This is a genomic window from Labrys miyagiensis (assembly GCF_030160835.1).
In the GTDB taxonomy this organism is placed as follows: domain Bacteria; phylum Pseudomonadota; class Alphaproteobacteria; order Rhizobiales; family Labraceae; genus Labrys; species Labrys miyagiensis.
Genome location: NZ_BSPC01000066.1, coordinates 244,578 through 266,295 on the forward strand (window position 1 = coordinate 244,578; position 21,718 = coordinate 266,295).

20 protein-coding genes are annotated in these 21,718 nt (G+C 63.7%); 14 read left to right on the top strand and 6 right to left on the bottom strand.

Annotation, left to right across the window (positions count from 1 at the left end; all coding sequences use genetic code 11):
* Positions 1-125: 125 nt before the first annotated feature.
* Entirely contained in the window at positions 126-1,979 is a 1,854-nt protein-coding gene (gene recQ / locus QQL24_RS29235) for a DNA helicase RecQ (RefSeq protein WP_284315834.1), read from the bottom strand.
* 193 nt (positions 1,980-2,172) lie between these two features.
* On the opposite strand from recQ, the gene tal reads away from it, so the two are divergent.
* Positions 2,173-3,150, top strand: a complete 978-nt coding sequence (tal, locus tag QQL24_RS29240; RefSeq protein ID WP_284315835.1) for a transaldolase — start codon at positions 2,173-2,175, stop codon at positions 3,148-3,150.
* Positions 3,151-3,161: 11 nt separating this feature from the next.
* Complete coding sequence (locus tag QQL24_RS29245) at positions 3,162-3,644, top strand: GreA/GreB family elongation factor (RefSeq protein ID WP_284315836.1); 483 nt, start codon at positions 3,162-3,164, stop codon at positions 3,642-3,644.
* Between the two features lie 217 nt (positions 3,645-3,861).
* Here the strand turns inward: QQL24_RS29245 and QQL24_RS29250 are convergent, their stop codons facing one another.
* Entirely contained in the window at positions 3,862-4,497 is a 636-nt protein-coding gene (locus QQL24_RS29250) for a LysE family translocator (RefSeq protein ID WP_284315837.1), read from the bottom strand.
* A gap of 133 nt (positions 4,498-4,630) precedes the next feature.
* Here QQL24_RS29250 and QQL24_RS29255 point away from each other — a divergent pair, with 133 nt between their 5' ends.
* Positions 4,631-5,122, top strand: a complete 492-nt coding sequence (locus QQL24_RS29255; RefSeq protein ID WP_284315838.1) for an Lrp/AsnC family transcriptional regulator — start codon at positions 4,631-4,633, stop codon at positions 5,120-5,122.
* Positions 5,123-5,319: 197 nt separating this feature from the next.
* Here the strand turns inward: QQL24_RS29255 and QQL24_RS29260 are convergent, their stop codons facing one another.
* On the bottom strand, positions 5,320-6,777 hold the full coding sequence (locus QQL24_RS29260; RefSeq protein WP_284315839.1) for an FAD-dependent monooxygenase: 1,458 nt from the start codon (positions 6,775-6,777) through the stop codon (positions 5,320-5,322).
* Between the two features lie 138 nt (positions 6,778-6,915).
* Positions 6,916-7,398 (bottom strand): bacterioferritin, encoded by a 483-nt coding sequence (gene bfr, locus QQL24_RS29265; RefSeq protein WP_284315840.1) that lies wholly within the window; start codon positions 7,396-7,398, stop codon positions 6,916-6,918.
* A 264-nt stretch (positions 7,399-7,662) separates the two neighbouring features.
* Here bfr and QQL24_RS29270 point away from each other — a divergent pair, with 264 nt between their 5' ends.
* The 8 genes from QQL24_RS29270 to QQL24_RS29305 all read left to right on the top strand — a co-directional run bounded on the left by QQL24_RS29270 (position 7,663) and on the right by QQL24_RS29305 (position 15,537).
* A complete protein-coding gene (locus tag QQL24_RS29270; RefSeq protein ID WP_284315841.1) occupies positions 7,663-7,938 on the top strand; it encodes a (2Fe-2S)-binding protein in 276 nt (91 codons plus the stop codon).
* A 134-nt stretch (positions 7,939-8,072) separates the two neighbouring features.
* Positions 8,073-8,528, top strand: a complete 456-nt coding sequence (locus QQL24_RS29275) for an RNA polymerase sigma factor (protein ID WP_284315842.1) — start codon at positions 8,073-8,075, stop codon at positions 8,526-8,528.
* Entirely contained in the window at positions 8,525-9,358 is an 834-nt protein-coding gene (locus tag QQL24_RS29280) for an anti-sigma factor family protein (RefSeq protein ID WP_284315843.1), read from the top strand. Before QQL24_RS29275 ends, QQL24_RS29280 begins: the two co-directional genes overlap by 4 nt.
* Before the next feature lie 327 nt (positions 9,359-9,685).
* A complete protein-coding gene (locus QQL24_RS29285) occupies positions 9,686-11,035 on the top strand; it encodes an NAD(P)-dependent oxidoreductase (protein ID WP_284315844.1) in 1,350 nt (449 codons plus the stop codon).
* A 12-nt stretch (positions 11,036-11,047) separates the two neighbouring features.
* Positions 11,048-12,367 (top strand): NAD-dependent dihydropyrimidine dehydrogenase subunit PreA, encoded by a 1,320-nt coding sequence (preA, locus tag QQL24_RS29290; protein ID WP_284315845.1) that lies wholly within the window; start codon positions 11,048-11,050, stop codon positions 12,365-12,367.
* 2 nt (positions 12,368-12,369) lie between these two features.
* Positions 12,370-13,059, top strand: coding sequence for a ferredoxin (locus tag QQL24_RS29295; protein WP_284315846.1), 690 nt, complete (start codon positions 12,370-12,372; stop codon positions 13,057-13,059).
* Positions 13,060-13,342: 283 nt separating this feature from the next.
* Entirely contained in the window at positions 13,343-14,857 is a 1,515-nt protein-coding gene (locus QQL24_RS29300) for a tyrosinase family protein (protein ID WP_284315847.1), read from the top strand.
* A complete protein-coding gene (locus QQL24_RS29305) occupies positions 14,854-15,537 on the top strand; it encodes a copper chaperone (RefSeq protein ID WP_284315848.1) in 684 nt (227 codons plus the stop codon). The genes QQL24_RS29300 and QQL24_RS29305 overlap by 4 nt, the downstream gene beginning before the upstream one ends.
* Before the next feature lie 34 nt (positions 15,538-15,571).
* Here the strand turns inward: QQL24_RS29305 and rutR are convergent, their stop codons facing one another.
* Complete coding sequence (gene rutR, locus QQL24_RS29310) at positions 15,572-16,210, bottom strand: HTH-type transcriptional regulator RutR (protein WP_284315849.1); 639 nt, start codon at positions 16,208-16,210, stop codon at positions 15,572-15,574.
* A gap of 135 nt (positions 16,211-16,345) precedes the next feature.
* Positions 16,346-16,897 (bottom strand): cupin domain-containing protein, encoded by a 552-nt coding sequence (locus QQL24_RS29315; RefSeq protein WP_284315850.1) that lies wholly within the window; start codon positions 16,895-16,897, stop codon positions 16,346-16,348.
* A 283-nt stretch (positions 16,898-17,180) separates the two neighbouring features.
* Here QQL24_RS29315 and aptA point away from each other — a divergent pair, with 283 nt between their 5' ends.
* From aptA to QQL24_RS29330, 3 genes are all read left to right on the top strand, one after another.
* Positions 17,181-18,506 (top strand): omega-aminotransferase AptA, encoded by a 1,326-nt coding sequence (aptA, locus tag QQL24_RS29320; protein ID WP_284315851.1) that lies wholly within the window; start codon positions 17,181-17,183, stop codon positions 18,504-18,506.
* A gap of 160 nt (positions 18,507-18,666) precedes the next feature.
* On the top strand, positions 18,667-20,163 hold the full coding sequence (locus QQL24_RS29325; protein ID WP_284315852.1) for a CoA-acylating methylmalonate-semialdehyde dehydrogenase: 1,497 nt from the start codon (positions 18,667-18,669) through the stop codon (positions 20,161-20,163).
* Positions 20,164-20,376: 213 nt separating this feature from the next.
* The gene (locus tag QQL24_RS29330) at positions 20,377-21,717 is read left to right on the top strand and encodes an APC family permease (protein ID WP_284315853.1); all 1,341 of its coding nucleotides are present in this window, start codon (positions 20,377-20,379) and stop codon (positions 21,715-21,717) included.
* Position 21,718 lies beyond the last annotated feature (1 nt).

Genomic DNA, 21,718 nt, shown 5'->3' on the forward strand with positions numbered 1-21,718 from the left:
GAAAGTTAGTGAACGAACGCTAACTTAAGTTGCTGGCGAGGTCAAGTCCGCGCAAATGCGCTTCGTGCGGGGAATCACAATTGAGGAGCAAGATTGCCTGAAAAGGCCCACGATGTCGTGACAGTTCAGCCGTGACTGGCCAGAACCCCCAGAAACGCCGCGCCGTAATGCTCGAGCTTGGCCTGCCCCACGCCGGAGAGCGCCAGGAACTCCGCGCTGTTGCCGGGCCGCTGCGTCGCCATCGCCCGCAATGTGGTGTCGGCGAACACCATATAGGGCGGGATGCCCTGTTCTCGGGCAAGGCGGCTGCGCTCGGCGCGCAGGGCCTGGAACAGCGCCTCGTCCGCCGGGGCGAGGTCACCGGTGGCCTTCTGGGCTCGTAGCTGCTTCGTCGTCTTGCGCGGGCGGTCCCGGCGCAGCGTGACGGTACGCTCCTTGCGGAAGACGGCGCGGGCGTCTTCGCTGAGCGTCAGGGCGCCGTGGGCGTTGTGGTCGATGGCGATGAGGCCCGCGGCGGTGAGCTGGCGCAGCACGGACTGCCAAGTCTTGGCGTCCATGTCCTTACCGGCGCCGAACACAGGCTGGTTGTCGTGGCCGAAGCGCTTCACCTTCTCCGTCACCTTGCCGGTGAGCACGTCGACGATGTGGCCGGCGCCAAACATCTGGCCGGTGCGGTAGACGGCCGCCATCGCCTTGATGGCCGCCTCGGTGCCGTCGAAGCTCTCCACCGGCGAGAGGCAGGTATCGCAATTGCCGCAATGGCCGGGATGGGCCTCGCCGAAATGGGCGAGGATCGCCTTGCGCCGGCAATCCACCGTCTCGCAGATGCCGAGGAGGGCATTGAGCTTGCCGAGTTCGACGCGCTTCACCGTATCGGGCGCATTGCCCTCCTGGATCATGCGGCGGCGCTGCACCACGTCGGCCATGCCGTAGCTCATCCAGGCTTCCGAGGGCAGGCCATCGCGCCCGGCGCGGCCCGTCTCCTGGTAATAGGCCTCGACCGAGGAAGGGATGTCGAGATGGGCGATGTAGCGCACATCCGGCTTGTCGATGCCCATGCCGAAGGCGACGGTGGCGACGAGGCAGAGGCCGTCCTCCTTGAGGAAGGCGTCCTGGTTGGCGCTGCGCACGCCCGCATCGAGCCCGGCATGATAGGGCAGGGCGCGGATGCCCTGGCCATCAAGCCATTCGGCGGTATCCTCCACCTTGGCGCGCGACAGGCAATAGACGATGCCGCTCTCGCCCTTGTGGCGCGCGAGGCACGCCAGCAACTGCTGGCGGGCATTGTCGCGCTCGACGATGGTGTAGGAGATGTTGGGCCGGTCAAAGCTGGTGGCGAAGACACGTGCCTCACCAAGGCCCAGCCGTTCAATGATATCGGCGCGGGTGACGGCGTCGGCTGTTGCCGTGAGCGCCACGCGCGGGATGCCGGGAAAGAGTTCGGCCAATTGGTTGAGGTCGCGGTACTCAGGCCGGAAGTCATGGCCCCATTGGCTGACGCAATGGGCTTCGTCGATGGCGAAGAGGGCGATGTCGGCATCGGCGATCAGGTTCTGGAAGCCGGCCGTCGCCACACGCTCGGGCGCAACATAGAGAAGGTCGAGCTTGCCGTCCATCAAGTCGCGGCGGACCTGGTAGGACTCCTCACGCGACAGCGAGGAGTTGAGCGCGGCCGCCTGGACGCCGGCCTGGCGCAGTGCCTCCACCTGATCGCGCATCAGCGCGATCAGAGGCGAGACGACGATGCCGACGCCGCGTCGGCACAAAGCCGGGATCTGGTAGCACAGCGACTTGCCGGCGCCGGTCGGAAACAGCACCACGGCATCGCCGCCTTCCGTGACATGACGCACGACGTCTTCCTGCTCGCCCCGGAAGGCGGCATAGCCGAAGACGTCGTTGAGCACGGCGAGCGGATCTTTGAAGGTGGCGGGGATGGTGGGCTCCGCATATACGCGATTCCATTCGGCCCCTTGAACCATTTGTGCCGCCAGGGGGCAAGGCACCTTGTTGAAATCACCCCGCCCCATCGACATCTTACGGGGATCGAGCCTCGCCCACCCCACGCGATTTGCCTCGCCAAGATATGTGCAATTTGAGATGACGCAGGCGGGGCGCACCGCTATTGTCCTCTACTGGGACGCTAGCAAGGTCTTAAAACAGGGATACATTGAGATGGCTTCGAAACTCGAGCAATTGCGCGCGATGACGGTTGTGGTCGCCGATACCGGCGATATCGAATCGATCAAGGCGGTGAAACCGGTGGACTGCACCACCAATCCCAGCCTGCTGCTCAAGGCCGCCGAGATGCCGGCCTATGACCACATCATCGAAGAGGCCGTGAGCTGGGGGCGCAAGCACAGCGGCTCCCAGGAAGCGGTGGTCGCCGCCATCGCCGACCGCCTCGCCACCTCCTTCGGCTCCGAGCTAACCAAGCTCGTGCCTGGCCGCGTGTCAACCGAGGTCGATGCCGACCTTTCCTTCGACACCAAGGCGACCATCGCCAAGGCCCATGCCATCATCGCCGACTACAAGTCGCGCGGCATTTCGCATGATCGCATCCTGATCAAGATCGCCTCGACCTGGGAAGGCATCCGCGCCGCCGAGGAACTGCAGAAGGAGGGTATCGACTGCAACCTCACTTTGCTGTTCTCGCAGGCCCAGGCGATCGCCTGCGGCGACGCCGGCGTGTTCCTGATTTCACCCTTCGTCGGCCGCATCCTCGATTGGCACGTCAAGAATGATGGCCGCACCTTCACGCCGGAAGAAGATCCGGGCGTCATCTCGGTGCGCAGCATCTATGCCGACTACAAGGCTCGCGGCGTCAAGACCGTGGTGATGGGCGCCTCCTTCCGCTCCACCGGCGAAATCGAAGCGCTGGCCGGCTGCGACCGCCTCACCATCGCGCCGAACCTCCTGCAGGCGTTGGAAGCCGACCAGGGCACGCTGGAGCGCAAGCTCTCGCCGGACGGGCATCTCTCCAAGCCGACCACTGGCAAGATCGACGAGCGCGCCTTCCGCTGGGCCATGAACCAAGACGCCATGGCGACCGAGAAGCTTGCGGAAGGAATCCGCGGTTTCGCCAAGGATCTGGGCAAACTGCGCACGCTCATCGCCAAGCGCGTCGAAGGGGCAGCCCAAGCCGCCGCCTGATCGATAAGGCATTGAGTCGCGCCTTCACGCGCGACGGACAGGAAGGGGAGGACGCCCATGTCCTTCCCGAAAGGCCCGTCAGCACCGAACGCAATTTCGTCACCGCGCGCGGCCTGGCCCTGATCGAAAAGGATCTGCGCCAGGCCCGCAACGCCTTCGCTGCCGCCGAGGCCGCGGGCGACCGCATCGCCATGGGCAATGCCTCCCGCGACATCCGCTATTGGGCGGCACGCCGTGCCTCGGCCGAGCTGGTCGCGCCCGCCTCGCCCGCTGCCGGCATCCGCTTCGGCATGGCCGTGACGCTCACTTATGCCGATGGGCACGAGAAGACTTGGCGCATTGTCGGCGAAGACGAGGCGGAAGCCTCTGCCGGGCGCATCAGCCACGCCTCGCCGCTGGCGAGAGCCCTGTTCGGCAAGGAGATCGGCGAGGACGTGAAGGTCGGCCCCCAGGGTGCGGAGATCGTTGGGATCGACGTGACGCCGGAGGGCTAATCCCGGGAGCGCGGACGTCCGACGACACTCAAGAGAGTGTCGGACGATCCGCTCTTGAACTACGCCTATATGGAAGAGGGCACCGCCCGGGTCACCGGCGGTGCTCTTTTTGCGCTTTGCCCTCGCGCGAGCGTCCCGGATCTTCCTGAAACGCTATCGTTTCGAGAGCGGATCGTCCGACACTCTCTTGAGTGTCGTCGAACGTCCGCGCTCCCAGTCATTGCGGCCCCTGGGCCAGTGCCAGCCTTGCGGCGAAGCCGAGCAGCAGGCTGGTGAAGACCCAGCGCTGGGCAGTCGCGGCCTTGCGGTGGCGGGCGAGGAAGCGGCCGAGGGTCGAGCCGGCCAGGGCGTAGAAGCAGTCGAAGCCGATGCCGACCGCGACCAGGATGGCGCCGAGCAGCAGGAACTGGCCGCCGACAGTGCCAAGCTCGGGATGGATGAATTGCGGCAGCAGCACCGAGCAGAACAGCAGCGCCTTGGGGTTGGAGATATTGGTGACGAGGCCGCGCAGGATCGCATGGGCATAGCCGTGCGGCCTAATGTCCCGCGCCGCGCCCGTGAGGTCCGGCGTCAGCGATGAAGCCCGGAAGATGCTGATGCCGATCCAGATAAGATAGGCGACGCCGAAGATCCGCACGATCTCGAAGGCCCAGGCGGCGGTTTTCAAAAGCGCGGCCAGTCCGAGAACGGCCAGCGTCACATGTGCCGCGCGTGCCAGAGCGAGGCCGATGACGGTGGCCAGCGCATGGTTCCGGCCCTGCCGCGCTCCCGTATCGAGCAGCAGGATCATATCCGGTCCGGGAACGAGATAGGCCACCGTCAGGGCCCCGATGAAGATCCACAGATCCGCCATGTCATCCTCCAGTGATTATCATGTCCGAATTGAAATCTACCCCCTGGAGGCAGGGCACGTCCTTGCGTATTATATCAAGAAAATATGCTGTATTGGCACAAACAACCAATAGGGCTGATCATGGAGCGTCATCATGCCAAGATTGAAACTGGACGCCATCGACAGGCGGATTCTCGCTGCCCTGCAGCGCGACGCGCGGCTGACCAATGTGCAGCTTGCCGAGGAGGTGGGCCTGTCGCCCTCGCCGTGCCTGCGTCGTGTGCGGCTCCTGGAAGAGGCCGGCGTGATCGACAGCTACCGCACTTTGCTCAGCCGCGAGAAGATAGGTCTGGGGCTCACGGTGTTCGTCAGCGTCAAGGTGGAGCGGCATCGCGACGACACGGCCGAGAAGTTCCGGCAGGCGGTACTCGCTTTGCCGGAACTGATCTCCTGTCACCTTGTCTCGGGCGAAGCGGATTTCTTGCTGCAGGTGGCGGTGCCGGACCTTGCGGGCTATGAACGATTGCTTATCGGAAAGCTGCTCAAGCTGCCGGGTGTGACGGATATCCGCAGCAATTTCGCCATCCAGACCGTCAAGGCCCACGGACCGCTGCCGCTCGATCATTTCGGAGAATCGGAAGGCTGAATAGTGGGGGGACGCGCATGAGCGTTAACTTTGCAGCCCGGGAGTTGAGGCATAGCCGTCATTGGGAGCGAAGCGAAGCAATCCAGGGGCCAAAGGGCGGTGTCTGCCGCCTCTGGATTGCTTCGCTTCGCTCGCAATGACGGTGTTTCTCCCGCCCTCATCGACCAAAGTTAGCGCCTATGTGGGGACCCGCCTGATCAGGCGAACGCCTTGAGATAGGCTTCCCCCTTGTTCCATTCGTTGCGGCGGGCCGAGAGGCCGATATAGCCGTCGGGTCTTATGATCAGCAACCGGCTCGCATTGGGCGGCCTGCGCGGGCTGGGTTCGAGAAGATCCGGGAAACGGGTGGCCAAGGCCGCGCCCTTGTCGGTGTCGGCGGTCATGAGCACCAGGCGCGGCCTGTTTCCGCTTCCGGGCGGCGGCCCGTCATAGTCTTCCGGGGCGAGACGGTTGCCGGCGCCCGGGCCGTCGGAAAGCGGACTGTCGGCATAGGCGATGTCCGTCTCGCTCATCGTGCTGCTCAGCTTGTCCTGTACCGCGTGGAGACCGAGCAGGAAGCGAAGCGCCATGTTGCGGACGGCTTGCGCCGCGGGAGGCGACAGGGTCGCCATATCGGTCATCCGGCTGGCATTTTGCAGCACGAGCTTACCGACGGCGCTGCGCTCCGGACTGTAGCTGTCCAGCAGGGAGGGGCTGGCCTGGCCATGAACAACCATCGCGAGCTTCCAGGCGAGGTTGAAGGCGTCCTGCATGCCGGTGTTCATGCCCTGGCCGCCGGCGGGACTGTGGATATGGGCCGCATCGCCTGCCAGGAAGACCCGTCCCTGGCTGTAATTGGAGGCTTTGCGCTCGTTGATCCGGAAAGTTGTGAGCCAGACGGGATCGGTCACGCGAACGCCGGCGCCGCAGCGCTCATCCACCATGGCCTGCACATCGGCCAGCGTCGGATCCGGCCGCGGATTTTGTGGATCCGTCTTGCCGATGACCGCCACGATACGGGCCCGTCCTCCTGGTATCGGAAATACCACCAGTGGACCCTTGCGATGCAGGAAGCTGGCGACCTCGTCAGTCGCCGGCGCTCCCTCGCCGTCGAGGCGGATATCGGCGAGCATCCAGTCATCGCCCTGCGCCGAGCCATGGAACTCGACGCGCAGCCCGTGCCGGACGGCGCTGTGAGCGCCGTCGCATCCGATCAGCCAGGGCGTGGACAGCACCTCCTCCCGCCCGTCGATATGGCGCAGGCGCGCTTCGACGTGATCGGCCTGCTGCGAAAAGGAGACGAGTTCGAGCTGGCGTTCGATGGTCACGCCAAGGCTGGAGAGATGGGCAGTCAGGAGCCGCTCGGTCTCGCTCTGCGGGATCATCAGCGCGAAATTATAGGGACTGGCGATATGATCGAAGCGGGCGCGGCCGAGAAGCGTGCCGCCGCTGCGGATGGCTCCGCCATGGGCGCGCAGCCCGGCGTCGAGAAAAGCAAGAGAAGCTCCGGCGCGATCCAGGAGTTCGAGGGTGCGGCTCCAGATCACCAGGGCCTTGGACGTCTGGGTCGGATGCTCGGCGCGGTCGATGATGCGGACCGCCAAACCGTAACGCACGAATTCGGCGGCCATGGTCAGCCCCACGGGGCCTGCGCCGACAATCAGAATATCCGCCATATGTTCCGCTCCAGCCGGTAGCATGATAGTGACCGGTTTCCGGCTCTATCGCTAGAGCCGGACAGGAGAAAGACAAACTCGGCAGGTATGGCGAGATAGCCTCGGCGAGAGGGCGACCTTTCGGTCGCCCCACCGGACTCAGTCTTCAGGGAAGCCGCCGAGATGGCTCTGCGAGTAGTTCTGGATGCCGATGCGCTCGATGAGGTCGAGCTGGGTCTCCAGGAAGTCGATATGGCCTTCCTCGTCCGTCATCAGCTCCTTGAACAAGTTCTCGGAGACGAAGTCCTTCACCGTGCGGCAATATTCGGCCGCTTCCTGATAGAGGGCGCGGGCCTCACGCTCGGCGGCGAGGTCGCATTCCAGCACTTCTTTCACCGTCTGGCCGATCCGGAGCGGATCGAGCGTCTGCATGTTGGGAAAGCCTTCGAGGAACAGGATGCGGGTGGTGAGCTTGTCTGCGTGCTGCATTTCCTCGATCGATTCGGCGCGCCACTTCTTGGCCAAGCCCAGCAGGCCCCAATTGTCGAAGATGCGGTAATGCAGCCAGTATTGATTGATCGCGGTCAGCTCGCTGCGCAGCGCCTTGTTCAGATAATCGATGACCTTCTTGTCGCCCTTCATGGGAGCGTTTCTCCTACTTGAATTGAATAGCTCTAAACTAGAATAATTCTAAAGGATGACAAGAGAGAAAAATCTGGTGTCCACAGAGGCTGAAACATGGTGGCGCGGTGGCGAAATCCGGGCAGGAGCGATGCAGTTTAGTGTTGTTCTAAACTACTGATTTATAACAATTCTATTGTTTCATGGGGCCATTGACAACGAGCCCGCTTGCGTACAAATCAAATCCAGTCATTGCCTTTGGCCGAACCCCAAGATCGTTTTCAGATGATCGTTTGCTCCTGCCGCGTTTTGACCGATGGGGACTTCGCCAGCACCCTCGCCAGCGAGGATCCCGGCTGTCCGCGTTCGGCCGCCGATGCCTATCGCTGCCTCGGCTGCGGCCCGGAATGCGGGCGCTGCCTGATCACGGTCCGGCAGATCCTTGCCGATGCACGCGCCGCCGCGCGCTGCCATGACTGTGCCGAGACTGATTGCGCCCTGCACGGGATTGCCGTGGAAGTCGCCAATAGCGATGTTCCCTACTTCGACGCTGCTGAATAGCAACCTACCCAGTAACCGGTCCGCACGATTGCGTTTGCCGGAACAATCGCCACAATTATGCCGCGCGTTGTCTGCATAGGCGATTCATGCCCCGAAGCGGTGACCAGGAAGTTCGCAACGGCCTAGCCGCGCATTTGACGGGGCTGTGGCGCTTTGGCCTCGTGCTCTCGGGCAGCGGCCAGATCGCCGAGGAGCTGGTACAGGCCACCTGCCTGCGTGCGCTGGAGAAGGCTCGCCAGTTCGAACCGGGCACGCGGCTCGACCGCTGGCTGTTTTCCATCGAGCGTTCGATCTGGCTCAATGACATCCGCGCCAACAGGGTGCGCAACCCCGTCGAACTCGAGGAAGCCGAGTCCGTACTGGTTTTCGACGGGGAGGAGAAATTCCAGACGAATATTTTGGCCGCTCAGGTGTTGAAAGAGGTGCAGGCGCTGCCGTCAGCCCTGCGGGAGACCGTTTTCTTGGTCTATGGGGAGGGGCTCAGCTATGCCGAAGCCGCGCAGATGCTCTCGGTGCCGATTGGCACTGTCATGAGCCGGCTATCGTCGGCCCGTCTGAGGCTCGCCCATTTGAACAAGGAAGCGTCATGAGCACGGAAGATATGGGACTCGAAGACGCCACCTTGATCGCTTTTCTCGACGGCACGCTGCCGGCGAAGGAGCAGGGCTTGCTTGAACGCCGCCTCGCTGCGGATGCCGGCCTGAAGGCGCGGCTCGAGGCGCTGGCCGCCGGCTCGCGGCCCTTCCGCGAGAGCTACGAGGCCCTGAACGCCCACGCTCCCACGGCGCGGCTCGAAGCCATGCTGGCCAGGAGCCTGGAGGCCGTGCCGGCGCCGGTGGTGAACGACAACGACGCACGCTGGTCCTGGCGCCTGCCGCCGGCAGCGATCGCGGCCGGCCTCGCGCTTCTCCTGGTTGGCGCAGGCATTGGCCATTACGCGCCCGCGCAATGGTGGCCGCTCGGCGCGACCCAGGAGGCCGACCAGGAGACGCCTGACGCCTGGCGCACCAAGGTCGCCCAATATTGGGGGCTGACGACGTCGCAGACCCTGCTCGAAATGCCTGGTGACACCGCCTCGACCGAGCGCGACCTCGCGGTGGCGACCAAACGCCTCGGCTTTCCTCTCACACCCCAGCAGGTCGCCCTGCCGGCGCAGGAGGTCAAGCGCGTCGAACTCTTCCATTACGACAACGCGCCGCTGGTGGAGGTCGCCTATTTCGACGAGCTGAATGGCCCGATCGCCTTCTGCATCTTCGCCAACAATCCCGGCACGGTGACGCAGCCCGAGCTCGAGCAGCGCAAGGGCTTCAACGTGGTCTATTGGTCGGATGCCGAGCGCTCCTACATGGTGATCGGCCACGGGCCGGATGAGATCATGCTGAAGATTGGCGATATCCTGGCCAAGCAGGTGGCGGCGTGAGCCCGGCCGCTTCCTGACGGTTGGCAGGAAAGGGCGCGGGATCCCCTGGGACCGCAGGCGTCTCGCCTGCATCTTGGAAACGATGCGCTCGCAGGAGAGGAGATGCAGGCGAGACGCCTGCGGTCCCAGGGGATCCCGCGCCAAGATCCGGAAATGTGCGATAGCAGAAGCGATGACGCTCCTAGGGATCGGGAACTTCTGGCACAAAATCTGCTTGCCAAGCTCCTAGGCGAGGCAGATTCTCACTCTGGAATTTTTCCAAACACGATTGACAGCCGCGACCTCATTTGATCAACTGGTAAAAAATTATACACACCAGAGGTTCCGATGACTGCACAGCCTGACATTGCGCGGGGTCGTCTCGATTCCGAGGCGTTGGCGCATAATTTTTCCGACCTGCATCCGGCCTTCGACCGGCATGAGGCGAGGGTCGCCGCCGAGCGCTGCCTGTTCTGCTACGATGCACCCTGCATCAAGGCCTGCCCCACCTCCATCGACATCCCGCTCTTCATCCGCGAGATCATGACGGGCAACACCGTCGGTGCGGCGCGTACCATCCTCAGCGCCAACATCATGGGTGGCATGTGCTCCCGCGTCTGCCCGACGGAGACGCTGTGCGAGGAAGCCTGCGTCAAGGAGGTGTCGGAGGGCAGGGCGGTCGAGATCGGCAATCTGCAACGCTACGCCACCGATGACCTCTTCGCCAAGGGCAGGCAGCTCTTCAAGCGCGGCGCGCCCACCGGCAAGCGCGTGGCGGTGGTCGGCGCCGGGCCGGCGGGCCTTGCCTGTGCCCACAAGCTCGCCACGCTGGGCCATGATGTCGTGGTGTTCGAAGCGCGCGAGAAGTCCGGCGGCCTCAACGAGTATGGCATCGCGGCCTATAAGAGCACCGAAGATTTCGCTCAGGCCGAGATCGACTACATCACCGCCATCGGTGGCATCGACATCCAGCACGGCAAGCGCCTCGGCCGGGATGTCCAGCTTGCCGATCTCGTGAAGCAGTATGACGCGGTCTTCCTCGGCATGGGCCTCGGCGATACCAATGCCCTCGGCCTGGAGGACGGCATCGAGGGCGTGATCGAAGCTGTCGACTACATCGCCGAGCTGCGCCAGGCCAAGGATCTCGCCTCCCTCCCAGTCGGCCGCCGCATCGTGGTTATCGGTGGCGGCATGACCGCGATCGACATCGCCTCGCAGACCAAGCGCCTGGGTGCAGAGAGCGTAACCATCGCCTATCGCCGCGGCCAGCCGCAGATGAACGCATCCGACTATGAGCAGGAACTGGCGCAGACCGATGGCGTATCGATCCGCCACTGGCTGAAGCCCTCGCGTCTCCATGCCGAGGGCGGCAAGCTGGCCGCCGTCGAACTCGAATATACGCGCGAGGAAGGCGGCAAGCTCGTCGGCACCGGCGAGAAGCTCCGGCTCGAATGCGACCAGCTCTTTACCGCCATCGGCCAGGCCTTCCTGCCGAAGGAAGTCGACGGCGTGCCGCTCGCCCTCGAGAAGGGCCGCCTTGCCGTCGATGCGGAACGCCGCACCTCGGTGCCCGGCATCTGGGCCGGCGGGGACTGTGTGGCCGGCGGGCAGGACCTGACCGTGGCGGCCGTCGAGGACGGCAAGCAGGCTGCCCTGTCGATCGATCGCGTCCTGAAATCCCAGGCAAAAGCCGCGTGAGGAGGAACCGACATGGCTGATCTCAGCACCAATTTCCTTGGCATCAAGTCTCCGAACCCGTTCTGGCTCGCCTCCGCTCCGCCGACGGACAAGGAATACAATGTCGTGCGTGCCTTCCAGGCCGGCTGGGGTGGCGTCGTCTGGAAAACTTTAGGCGAGGCGGGCCCGCCTGTCGTCAACGTCAACGGGCCGCGCTACGGCGCCTGGCACAGCCAGGACCGCCGTGTGATGGGCTTCAACAATATCGAGCTGATCACCGACCGCCCGCTCGAGGTGAACCTGCGCGAGATGAAGCAGGTCAAACGTGACTGGAAGGACAGGGCCCTGATCGCCTCGATCATGGTGCCCTGCGAGGAGCAGGCCTGGAAGTCGATCCTGCCGCTGGTCGAGGACACGGAAGCCGACGGCATCGAGCTCAATTTCGGCTGCCCGCACGGCATGTCCGAGCGCGGCATGGGTTCGGCCGTGGGCCAGGTGCCCGAATATGTCGAGATGGTCGCGCGCTGGTGCAAGCAATATACGCGCATGCCGGTGATTGTGAAGCTGACGCCCAACATCACCGATATCCGCAAGCCGGCCGAGGGTGCCAAGCGCGGCGGCGCCGATGCCGTATCGCTCATCAACACCATCAACTCGATCGTCTCCGTCGATATCGACAATATGCGTCCCTGGCCGAACACCGACGGCTTCGGCACGCATGGCGGTTATTGCGGGCCGGCCGTGAAACCGATCGCTCTCAGCATGGTCTCCGAGATCGCCCGCAACGAGGCGACGCGCGGCATGCCGATGTCGGGCATCGGCGGTATCGAGACCTGGCGCGACGCGGTGGAATATATGGCGCTCGGCTGCGGCACGGTGCAGGTCTGCACCGCCGCCATGGTCTATGGCTTCAAGGTCGTGCAGGAGATGATCTCGGGCCTGTCGGACTGGATGGACGAGAAGGGCTACACCTCGGTCGACCAATTCGTCGGGCTCGCTGTCCCGAAGGTCACGGACTGGCAGCACCTCAATCTCGACTATGTCGTCAAGGCCCATATCGACCAGGATCTCTGCATTAGATGCGGGCGCTGCCACATCGCCTGCGAGGATACGTCCCATCAGGCGATCACCAACATGGTCGACGGCGTGCGCAAATTCGAGGTGATCGAGGAGGAGTGCGTCGGCTGCAACCTGTGCGCCGTGGTCTGTCCGATCGAGGATTGCATCACGCTCTCGCAGGTGACCTCGGGCGTCGACAAGCGCACCGGCAAGCCTGTCGGCGGGCATCGCACCTGGATGGAACATCCCAACAATCCGGCCGTGCGGGCCAAGGTCGCCGAACCGGCCGAGTGAGCGTGACTGCACAGACGACCCTCGCTCAAGTGGAGCAAGCTGCCATCGCGCTGGGCCTGGCCTTGCGCGGTGCCTTTCATTGCGAGCCGGGGGATGGCGTACCGGCTGGGCGGGACGGGGGCGGTATCCAGACGCTGGTTCTGCTCGGCTGGATCGGCGGCCGGCAATGGCCATCCTTCGCGCGCTCGCGCGAGGCCGGCGATGGCGCGCCGCACCCGCTCGACCGCTGGTCGAAACGGATCGTCGATGCCCTCGCTACGGATTTCGACGCCAGCCCTTTCTATCCTTTCGGCGGGCCGCCTTATTTGCCGTTCCAGCGCTGGGCGGAACGGGGCGACGACGTCTTTGCCTCGCCGCTCGGCATCTATGTCCATCCGGACCATGGCTTGTGGCACAGCTATCGCGGCGCGCTGGGGTTCGGCGAACGGCTCGAACTGCCCGAGCGGGTCGCGCGCGCGCACCCGTGCGAGACCTGCGAGGCAAAGCCCTGTCTAAACGCCTGCCCGGTCTCCGCTTTCAACCCGGGCCACTATGATGTCGATCGCTGTGCCGCGCATGTGAAGTCGGTCAAGGGCGTGACCTGCTTCACCGGCGGCTGCCTCGCCCGCCGGGCCTGCTGGGTGGCGCCGGAGCTGGCCTATGGGAGCGACGAGGCTGGCTTCTACATGAGGGCGTTCACGGCCGCGCATTGATGCTCCGGAGAAGCCGGAGCGGGGCAGTATGGTCTTCCCGCGCGCCGCCCTTGAAGATTCACGTCAGTTTCACGCAGCCGGGCTAGTATTTGCGCTGCCGTGAAAGTCTTACCAATCCTATTCACCGGAATTATTTGGAGAGTTCAGGCAGGCATCCATCCTTTCTGTCACTCCCTCCTGTCCTTGTGCCGGCCCATGCCCGGCAAAAAATTAGCTGACATATCCCCCGTTGAAATTGCGCTTTCCGGCTGAAGAAAAGTGGCCAGAACAGGGAGATCTGAACGTGGCGAGGACGAGGCGGGAAATCTACGCTCTTGGGCCAACCTGGAACGACACGGTTCTCTGGTATGCCAAGGCCATCAAGGAACTGCGTCCGCGGCCGATCACGCGCAAGGCAAGCTGGCGCTATCTTGCCGCCATGCATGACTTCGACCGCGACCAATGGGTGAGCCTGAGCTATCTGAAGGCCGGCGAGGCGCTGCCGCCCCAGGCCGAGCAGGATCTTTACTGGAAGCAATGCCAGCACGGCTCCTGGTATTTCCTGCCCTGGCACCGGGCCTATCTGCTCTCCTTCGAGGAGATCGTCGGCGCCGCTGTCAAGGCTTTGGGTGGCCCTGACGATTGGGCGTTGCCCTACTGGAACTACAGCTCGCAAAGCAATCCGAGCGCGCTGAACGTTCCGCCCGCCTTCCTTGCCCGCACCATGCCCGATGGCTCCGCCAATCCCCTCTTCGTGGCGGCGCGTTCCGGGCGCCCTCTGAACCGGGACACCGTGCGGCTCGACACCCAGCTTTCGGACGGCGATTTCGTCGGCGTCGACGACGGCCCCAATGCCGGCGTTGGCGGGCCTAGAACGATCTTCATGGATCATGGCGACTCTGAGGGCCTGATCGAGGCGCAGCCCCACGATATCGTGCATAGCCAGCTTGGCGGACGCGGCGGCCTGATGTCCTACACCACCTTGGCCGCCCTCGATCCGATCTTCTGGCTGCATCACGCCAATATCGACAGGCTCTGGGAGGTCTGGCTGCAGCGCGACGCGGCCAACAAGAACCCGGCCGAAGCAAATTGGCTGAACGGTCCTTCCAAGAAGCGGCGCTTCGCCACTTTCGGTCCCGACGAGAAGGATCGTCCCTCGAACCCGCAGGATGTTCTGTCGACGGCAAGGATCGGCTATAGTTACGACGATACATCCGATCCGCTGAAGGGCGTCACCAGGCGCCGGCGCCGCTTGCAGGATATCCTGCCGCACCGCCAGAGTTTCAGCGTTGCCGAGAGGGGAGGGCCCAAAGCCATGCCCGCAGGTGGCAAATTCGAATTGATGGGCTCGAACGACAAGAAGCTCGCGCTCGGCCCTGAAACCGCGACGGCCCGCGTCAAGCTGGCGCCGCGCCCGCTGAAATCTTTCACCCGTAGTTTTTCGGCTACCGCGGTGCAGCCCGATACGCCCGGCGAGCCCGATCGGGTCTTCCTGAGGCTGGAGAACATCACCGGCAAGGACGGATCCGGCATCTTCGACGTCTTCGTGCATGGGCCGGGGAGCGGAGCGGGTGACGAGCACACGCCGGTGGGCTCGATATCGCTGTTCGGCCTGGAACGGGCCTCGGCCGGCAGCGGCCGCAATGCCGGTACGGGCCTAACCAAGACGCTCGAGATCACCAATGCGGTCGATGCCCTGCATCTCGCCAAGGCCAATCTCGATGAGCTCGAGGTCTCGATCGTGCCGCGTTCGGATGTGCGCGAGGAAGACCAGATCAAGGTCGGGCAGATCACGCTCTACAGACAGTCCAGCGAATGACGCGGGCTTTGGCGGTCTATCGGGATTATGTGGCCGGGCGCTTCTGGCCGCTCTTCCTCGCCAGCGTGCTGGGATGGCTGGGTCTCCTGCTTCTCGATGCCACCGTCGAAATACCGATGCTCTGCACGTCCGGCCGGGATGCGCTGTCGGATGTCTCGTCGATCCTGGCGGCGGTGTGGTCGATCAACGGATCGGCCACCCTGCTGCTGTCCTGGCTCCTGATGCTGGCGGCGATGATGGCGCCGCTTCTCGCCCCGTCGCTGATGCATGTGTGGGACCGCAGCCTCGTGGAGCGGCGCATGCGCGCGGCACTGCTCTTCCTCCTGGCCTATGCTCTTGTTTGGATGCTGGCTCTCGGCCTCCTGCAGGCGGCCGCCTTGGTGCTGCGGATCCTGGCTGGCCGGGAGGTCGTTGCCCTTGTCCTGGCGCTGGTGTTGGCCCTTGTCTGGCAGCGCACCGGCTTGCGGGCGCAACTGCTGCGCGAGTGCCATGCGCGCCATGCGCTGCCGGCCTTCGGCCTGCGTGCCGATCTCGGCAGCCTGCGCTTCGGCGCGGCGGTGGCCCTGCCATGTATCGGGGCATGCGCGGGGCTGATGTTGGTGCCGCTCGCCAGCCCCACCGCGCACCTGCCCCTGATGGTGGCGGTCTCCGTCCTGATGGTGGTGGAGCGCTACGGCTGAGCTCTCAGGAGCGAAGTGACGCAGCGCGTCGTGTTCAGGCCAGCACGCCCCGCAGGATCGTATCCGTCACGCTCCGCAGGGTTTCCTGGTAGAAGGCCTCGTCGGAAAGGTCCTTGCCGGTGAGCACGCTGATCTGGGCGGCAAAGTCGGCATAATGCTGGGTGGTCGCCCAAATCATGAAGAGCAGGTGGTGGGGCTCCACAGGACGCAGCTTTCCCTCCGCCACCCAGCCCTTGACGATAGCCGACTTGCGTTTCACGGTCTCGGTCAGGTCCGTCGCCAGCACATCCTTCAGATGCCGGGCGCCCTGCATGATTTCGATGGCGAACAGGCGCGAGGCCTCCGGATAGCGCCGGGAGCATTCGAGCTTGCGTTCGATATAGGCGGAGAGCGCGACCGACGGATCGCGCGTGGCGTCGAGTTCGGACAGGGGTGTGATCCACACTTCCAGGGTGCGAGTCAGCACCGCTTCGTACAGGGCGTCCTTGCTGCGGAAGTAATAGAGCAGATTGGTCTTCGACATGCCGGCAGCTTCGGCAATCTGGTCGATGCGTGTGCCGCGCAATCCATGTGTCGCAAAGGCGGAGAGGGCGCTGTCCAGGATCTTGTCGATATTGGCCAGACCCAGTTTGGTCTTGTTGCGCAGCCTCTCGGCGCCTCCACTGTCGGACATCACGCTCTTCCAGTTTCCCCTTGAGCAAAACGCGTTCAGGCGGAAGCGCTCCTTTGCTCCGGCTCTTTTCTTCGGCGCGTTTTGCGACTCATGGCGGCCCCTTCGATCGCAAAACACATACGCTTCTTTCATCGCTCAGAAACTGGGTGGTGTGCAAGCCGTTACAAGCTCACATGGTGTCTCGCCGATATTGCGGAAGCGGTGCGGCTCCCGGCTGTCGAAGTAATAGGCATCGCCGGGCTTGAGCACGGTCTTGTCGTCTCCCACGGTCACCTCCAATTCGCCGCGGATGACGATGCCGCATTCTTCGCCCTGGTGATGCAGCAGAACCTTGCCGGAATCCGCGCCCGGCTGGTAGCGCTCGGACAGCATCTGCAGCGCGCGCCCGCGCAGGTCCGAGCCGACCTGGCGATAGGAAATACGCCCTCGGCCGATCTCCATGAGTTCATCATGCCGGTAGAACACCTTGCGGCCGGTATTGGCTTCGAGGGCAAAGAACTCGGCCAGCCCGATCGGCAGGGCATCGAGGACGCGTTTCAGAGCGCCGACGGACGGGTTCACCGCATTTGATTCCATCAGCGATATCGTGGCGTTTGAGATGCCGGCTCGCTTGGCGAGCTGGCGCTGCGACAATCCGCGCGCTTCGCGTACGCGCCTTAACAGCGAACCCAGGTCGACGTTCTGCATCGATACCTCCTGCTTTTGGGCCTGTTTAGGGTGTTAAATATCCTGAACAACGCAGCCGATTTCACTTTGCCATCAACGTATTCCATTTCTAGAAAAAAACGTCTGTTTTTTATGCGGCCATTATGAATAAAATGTAGGGCGACGGTTAAGGCGTCATCGCGAATGATCGTGCCACAACAAAGAGTTGGCATAAGTTTCAGATTCAAGGCAAAGCTAGCGCAGCTTAACGAGCCGGGGTGCCTCCAACGCCTTTCCGCCCCAGCTTCTTCCGGAGAGAAACCCCATGAATGCCCCGACCCGCGTGACCAACAATCTTGAAGCGTTCTGGATGCCGTTTACGGCCAACAGACAGTTCAAGGCCAATCCACGCATGTTCGTATCCGCCAAGGACATGCATTATACCACGGCTGACGGGCGTTCGGTGCTGGATGGAACGGCAGGATTGTGGTGCTGCAATGCCGGCCATAGCCGGCCCAGGATCGTCGAGGCCATTCAGCACCAGGCTGCCGAGCTCGATTACGCGCCGGCCTTCCAGATGGGCCATCCCAAGGCCTTCGACCTGGCCTCCCGCCTGGTGCAGCTGACGCCCCCTGGCATGGATCACGTCTTCTTCACCAATTCAGGGTCCGAGGCTGTCGATACCGCGCTCAAGACGGCGCTCGCCTATCATCGGGCCCGTGGCGAGGGCTCTCGCTTCCGCCTGATCGGACGCGAGCGCGGTTACCATGGTGTAGGCTTCGGCGGCATCTCGGTGGGCGGCATCGTCTCCAACCGCAAGATGTTCGGCACGATGCTCACCGGCGTCGACCATATCCGCCACACGCATGACCTTTCCCGCAACGCCTTCTCGCGCGGGCTGCCTGAATTCGGCGCCGAATATGCCGAAGACCTGGAGCGCGTGATCGCGTTACACGACGCTTCCACCATCGCTGCCGTGATCATCGAGCCGGTCGCCGGCTCCACGGGTGTGCTGATCCCGCCCAAGGGCTATCTGGAGCGTATCCGCGCCATCTGCGACAAGCATGGCATCCTCCTGATCTTCGATGAGGTGATCACCGGTTTCGGTCGTCTCGGCACGCCGTTCGCCGCCGATTATTTCGGCGTCACGCCCGATCTGATGACGGTGGCCAAGGGCATCACCTCGGGCGTGATCCCGATGGGCGCCATGTTCGCCAAGAAGCATATCTACGAGGCCTTCATGCAGGGCCCCGAGCACATGATCGAGTTCTTCCACGGCTACACCTATTCGGCCAATCCGGTTGCCTGCGCCGCGGCGCTCGGTACCCTGGACGTCTATCAGGAAGAGGGCCTGCTCACCCGCGCTGCCGAACTCGCGCCCTACTGGGCCGATGCCATTCATTCGCTCAAGGGCCTGCCGCATGTCATCGACATCCGCAATCTCGGCCTGATCGGCGCCGTGGAACTCGAACCGATTCAGGGACAGCCGACCAAGCGCGCCTTCACCGCCTTCCTGAAGGCCTATGACAAGGGCCTGCTCATCCGCACAACCGGTGATATCATCGCGCTCTCGCCGCCGCTGATCATCTCGAAGGCTGAGATCGACGATCTGGTCACCACGCTGGGCGATGTGCTGAAGACGCTGGATTGAGCCCAGTGTCATCCCGTGCGCGCTGCAGCACGAAGTGGTGCGGCGCTGACACGGGACCGTCTGCCCATAAAGGCGCTTCAGGCGCCAACGGTCCCGGATCTGCGTTGCACCACTTTGTGCCGCAACGCGTCCGGGATGACCCCAACAATGAGGAACCCCCATGTCCCGTATCGCCAACCTGATCGGCGGCAAGTCCGTCGAGGCCACCAGCGGGCGTTCTGCGCCCGTGTTCAATCCCGCCACTGGCGAGCAGAGCGGCGAACTCGGCCTCTCCTCGGCCGCCGATGTCGATACCGCCGTGCAGGCGGCCAAGAAGGCCTTCCCGGCCTGGTCGACGACGGCGCCGCTGAAGCGCGCCCGTTACATGTTCAAGTTCAAGGAATTGCTGGAGGCCAATGCCGACAAGGTGGCGCAGGCGATCTCGGCCGAGCACGGCAAGACCCATTCGGATGCGCTCGGCGAAGTCCAGCGCGGCCTCGAAGTGGTGGAGTTCGCCTGCGGCATCCCCCACCTTCTCGCCGGTGAGTTCAGCCGCAATGTCGGCCCGGCCATCGACACCTATAACGACCGCCAGCCGCTCGGCGTGGTCGCCGGCATCACGCCCTTCAACTTCCCGGCCATGGTGCCGTTGTGGATGTATCCGGTGGCGATCGCCGCCGGCAACACCTTCGTGCTCAAGCCCTCCGAGCGCGATCCCTCCGCGGCGCTGCTGGTCGCCAGCCTCCTGATCGAGGCAGGCATCCCCGAAGGCGTGCTCAATGTCGTCAACGGCGACAAGGAGGCGGTGGACGCGCTGCTGCATCACCCCGATGTCAAGGCCATCAGCTTCGTGGGCTCCACCCCGATCGCGCAGTACATCTATTCGACCGCCGCCGCCAACGGCAAACGCTGCCAGGCCCTGGGCGGGGCCAAGAACCATATGGTGGTGATGCCCGACGCCGACATGGAACAGGCCGCCGATGCCCTCGTCTCGGCCGCTTACGGCTCGGCCGGCGAGCGCTGCATGGCGATCTCGGTGGCCGTGCCGATCGGCGACAAGACCGCCGATGCCCTGGTCGACAGCCTGCTGCCCCGCATCCAGAAGCTCAAGATCGGGCCGGCTGCCGATCCGCAGGCCGAGATGGGCCCGCTGGTGACGAAGGTGCACCAACAGAAGGTGCTCGGCTATATCGAAGCCGGCGTGAAGGAAGGCGCCGATCTGGTGGTCGATGGCCGCGGTCTCAAGCTGCAGGGCTATGAGAATGGCTATTTCGTCGGCCCGACTCTGTTCGACAAGGTCACCGAGGGCATGTCGATCTACAAGGAAGAGATCTTCGGCCCGGTGCTCTCGATGGTGCGGGCCCGCGATTATGGTCACGCCACCAAGATGATCAACGACCACGAATATGGTAACGGCACTGCCATCTTCACCCGCGACGGCGATGCCGCCCGCGCCTTCGCCGACTCGATCGAGGTCGGCATGGTCGGCATCAACGTGCCGCTGCCGGTGCCTGTCGCCTTCCACTCCTTCGGCGGTTGGAAGCGCTCGATTTTCGGCGATCACTCGATCTATGGCATGGAAGGCGTGCGCTTCTATACCCGTCTGAAGACGGTGACCTCGCGCTGGCCGACCGGCATCCGCTCGGGGGTGAATCTCAACTTTCCCAGCGTGAATTGAGTCTTATCCAATTCAACCCGGGGCCCGGCGCGTTTCCTCGCGCCGGGCCTTTCATTTTTTCGAGCCGGCAGGCTCGATCGCGCCTTCCGATCGAATAACACCTTGGGGTTATTGTCGGCCTCCCGGGCCACCTGCATCCTCTGTGACAACAACAAGACAGGACATCCAAGAGCAAATCGGATGTCTCGCAGTCCGTCGACAGGGGAGTATTCGATGACACAGGAAGTCAAACTCGACCGCGCGCTTGGCTTATGGTCGGTTGTGCTGTTCGGCCTTGCCTATATGACGCCGATGATCGTATTCGGCACTTTCGGCCCCCTCGCCAGTGCCAGCCAGGGCACGACGGCGATGGCTTATCTGCTTGCCTCGGGAGCGATCTTCCTGACCGCCATCAGCTACGGTGTCATGTCGAAGGTCTATCCGGTGGCCGGATCGTCCTACACCTATGCCCGCAAGTCCTTGAACTCGAATATCGGCTTCCTCGTGGGCTGGGCCATCTTGCTCGACTACTTCTTCCTGCCCATGGTGATCTGGCTGATCGGCGCGGCCTATCTGTCCTCGGCGTTTCCGAATGTGCCGGTGTCGGTCTGGATCGTCGGCTTCATCGTGATCACCACGCTGGTCAACATCGTCGGCGTCGCCTTTGCCAGCCGGGTCAACTTCGTCCTGATGATCGTGCAGCTCGCAATCGTCGCCGCCTTCGTGTTTCTGGCGGCCCGCTACGTGATCGCTGCGAGCGGCCCGGGCGGGCTTGTCTCCGCGGCACCTTTCTTCCAGGTCAACGTCCCGCTTTCGGCCTCCGTCAGCGGCGCGGCCATCGCCGCCTATTCGTTCCTTGGCTTCGATGCCGTCTCGACCCTGACGGAGGAAACCCGTGACCCGACGCGGACCATCCCGCGGGCGATCCTGATCGTTGCGTTGGCTGGGGGCTTCATCTTCATCGCCGCCGCCTATGTGGTGCAATTGGCCCACCCCGGCTTCGAATTCGCCTCGGTCGATGCAGCCGCCAATGAGATCGCGGCGAAGATCGGCGGCGACTTCTTCGTCATGATCTTCCTCGCCACGCTCATCGTCGCGCAATTCACGTCCGGCCTCGCCGCCCAGGCCAGCGTTGGCCGCCTGCTCTTCGCGATGGGGCGCGACGGTGTCCTGCCGACGGGGTTGTTCGGCAAGCTGCATCCCCGCTGGCATACGCCGCTGATCAATTTGGTGCTGGTCGGCGTGGTCGGTCTGGCCGCCCTGTGGATGGATGTCACGACCTCGACCTCCTTCATCAATTTCGGCGCCTTCCTGGCCTTCACCGCCGTGAACCTGTCCGTGGTGGCGCTCTATTTCCGCAATCACGAGATGGTGCGGGCGCGAGGCTTCGTGCTGGGCGTGGTGCTGCCTCTCATCGCCGCGCTCTGCGATCTCTTCCTGCTCTACAATCTCGACAGCAATGCCAAATGGCTCGGATGCATCTGGTTGGTGCTCGGGGTGGCCTACCTTGCCTACCTGACACGCTTTTTCAGCCAGGCAGCCCCCGAACTCGACTTTGTCGAGGAAGCGGCTTGAG

What these genes read in the sequence shown, in the direction of transcription:
- QQL24_RS29325 (WP_284315852.1), top strand. Translation starts at nt 18,667, where the DNA reads ATGTCCCGTATCGCCAACCTGATCGGCGGCAAGTCCGTCGAGGCCACC.
- bfr (WP_284315840.1), bottom strand. Translation starts at nt 7,398, where the DNA reads ATGAAGGGCGACAAGAAGGTCATCGATTATCTGAACAAGGCGCTGCGC.
- QQL24_RS29270 (WP_284315841.1), top strand. Translation starts at nt 7,663, where the DNA reads ATGATCGTTTGCTCCTGCCGCGTTTTGACCGATGGGGACTTCGCCAGC.
- QQL24_RS29305 (WP_284315848.1), top strand. Translation starts at nt 14,854, where the DNA reads ATGACGCGGGCTTTGGCGGTCTATCGGGATTATGTGGCCGGGCGCTTC.
- rutR (WP_284315849.1), bottom strand. Translation starts at nt 16,210, where the DNA reads ATGTCCGACAGTGGAGGCGCCGAGAGGCTGCGCAACAAGACCAAACTG.
- aptA (WP_284315851.1), top strand. Translation starts at nt 17,181, where the DNA reads ATGAATGCCCCGACCCGCGTGACCAACAATCTTGAAGCGTTCTGGATG.
- QQL24_RS29285 (WP_284315844.1), top strand. Translation starts at nt 9,686, where the DNA reads ATGACTGCACAGCCTGACATTGCGCGGGGTCGTCTCGATTCCGAGGCG.
- QQL24_RS29255 (WP_284315838.1), top strand. Translation starts at nt 4,631, where the DNA reads ATGCCAAGATTGAAACTGGACGCCATCGACAGGCGGATTCTCGCTGCC.
- QQL24_RS29330 (WP_284315853.1), top strand. Translation starts at nt 20,377, where the DNA reads ATGACACAGGAAGTCAAACTCGACCGCGCGCTTGGCTTATGGTCGGTT.
- preA (WP_284315845.1), top strand. Translation starts at nt 11,048, where the DNA reads ATGGCTGATCTCAGCACCAATTTCCTTGGCATCAAGTCTCCGAACCCG.
- QQL24_RS29315 (WP_284315850.1), bottom strand. Translation starts at nt 16,897, where the DNA reads ATGCAGAACGTCGACCTGGGTTCGCTGTTAAGGCGCGTACGCGAAGCG.
- QQL24_RS29260 (WP_284315839.1), bottom strand. Translation starts at nt 6,777, where the DNA reads ATGGCGGATATTCTGATTGTCGGCGCAGGCCCCGTGGGGCTGACCATG.
- QQL24_RS29250 (WP_284315837.1), bottom strand. Translation starts at nt 4,497, where the DNA reads ATGGCGGATCTGTGGATCTTCATCGGGGCCCTGACGGTGGCCTATCTC.
- tal (WP_284315835.1), top strand. Translation starts at nt 2,173, where the DNA reads ATGGCTTCGAAACTCGAGCAATTGCGCGCGATGACGGTTGTGGTCGCC.
- recQ (WP_284315834.1), bottom strand. Translation starts at nt 1,979, where the DNA reads ATGGTTCAAGGGGCCGAATGGAATCGCGTATATGCGGAGCCCACCATC.
- QQL24_RS29280 (WP_284315843.1), top strand. Translation starts at nt 8,525, where the DNA reads ATGAGCACGGAAGATATGGGACTCGAAGACGCCACCTTGATCGCTTTT.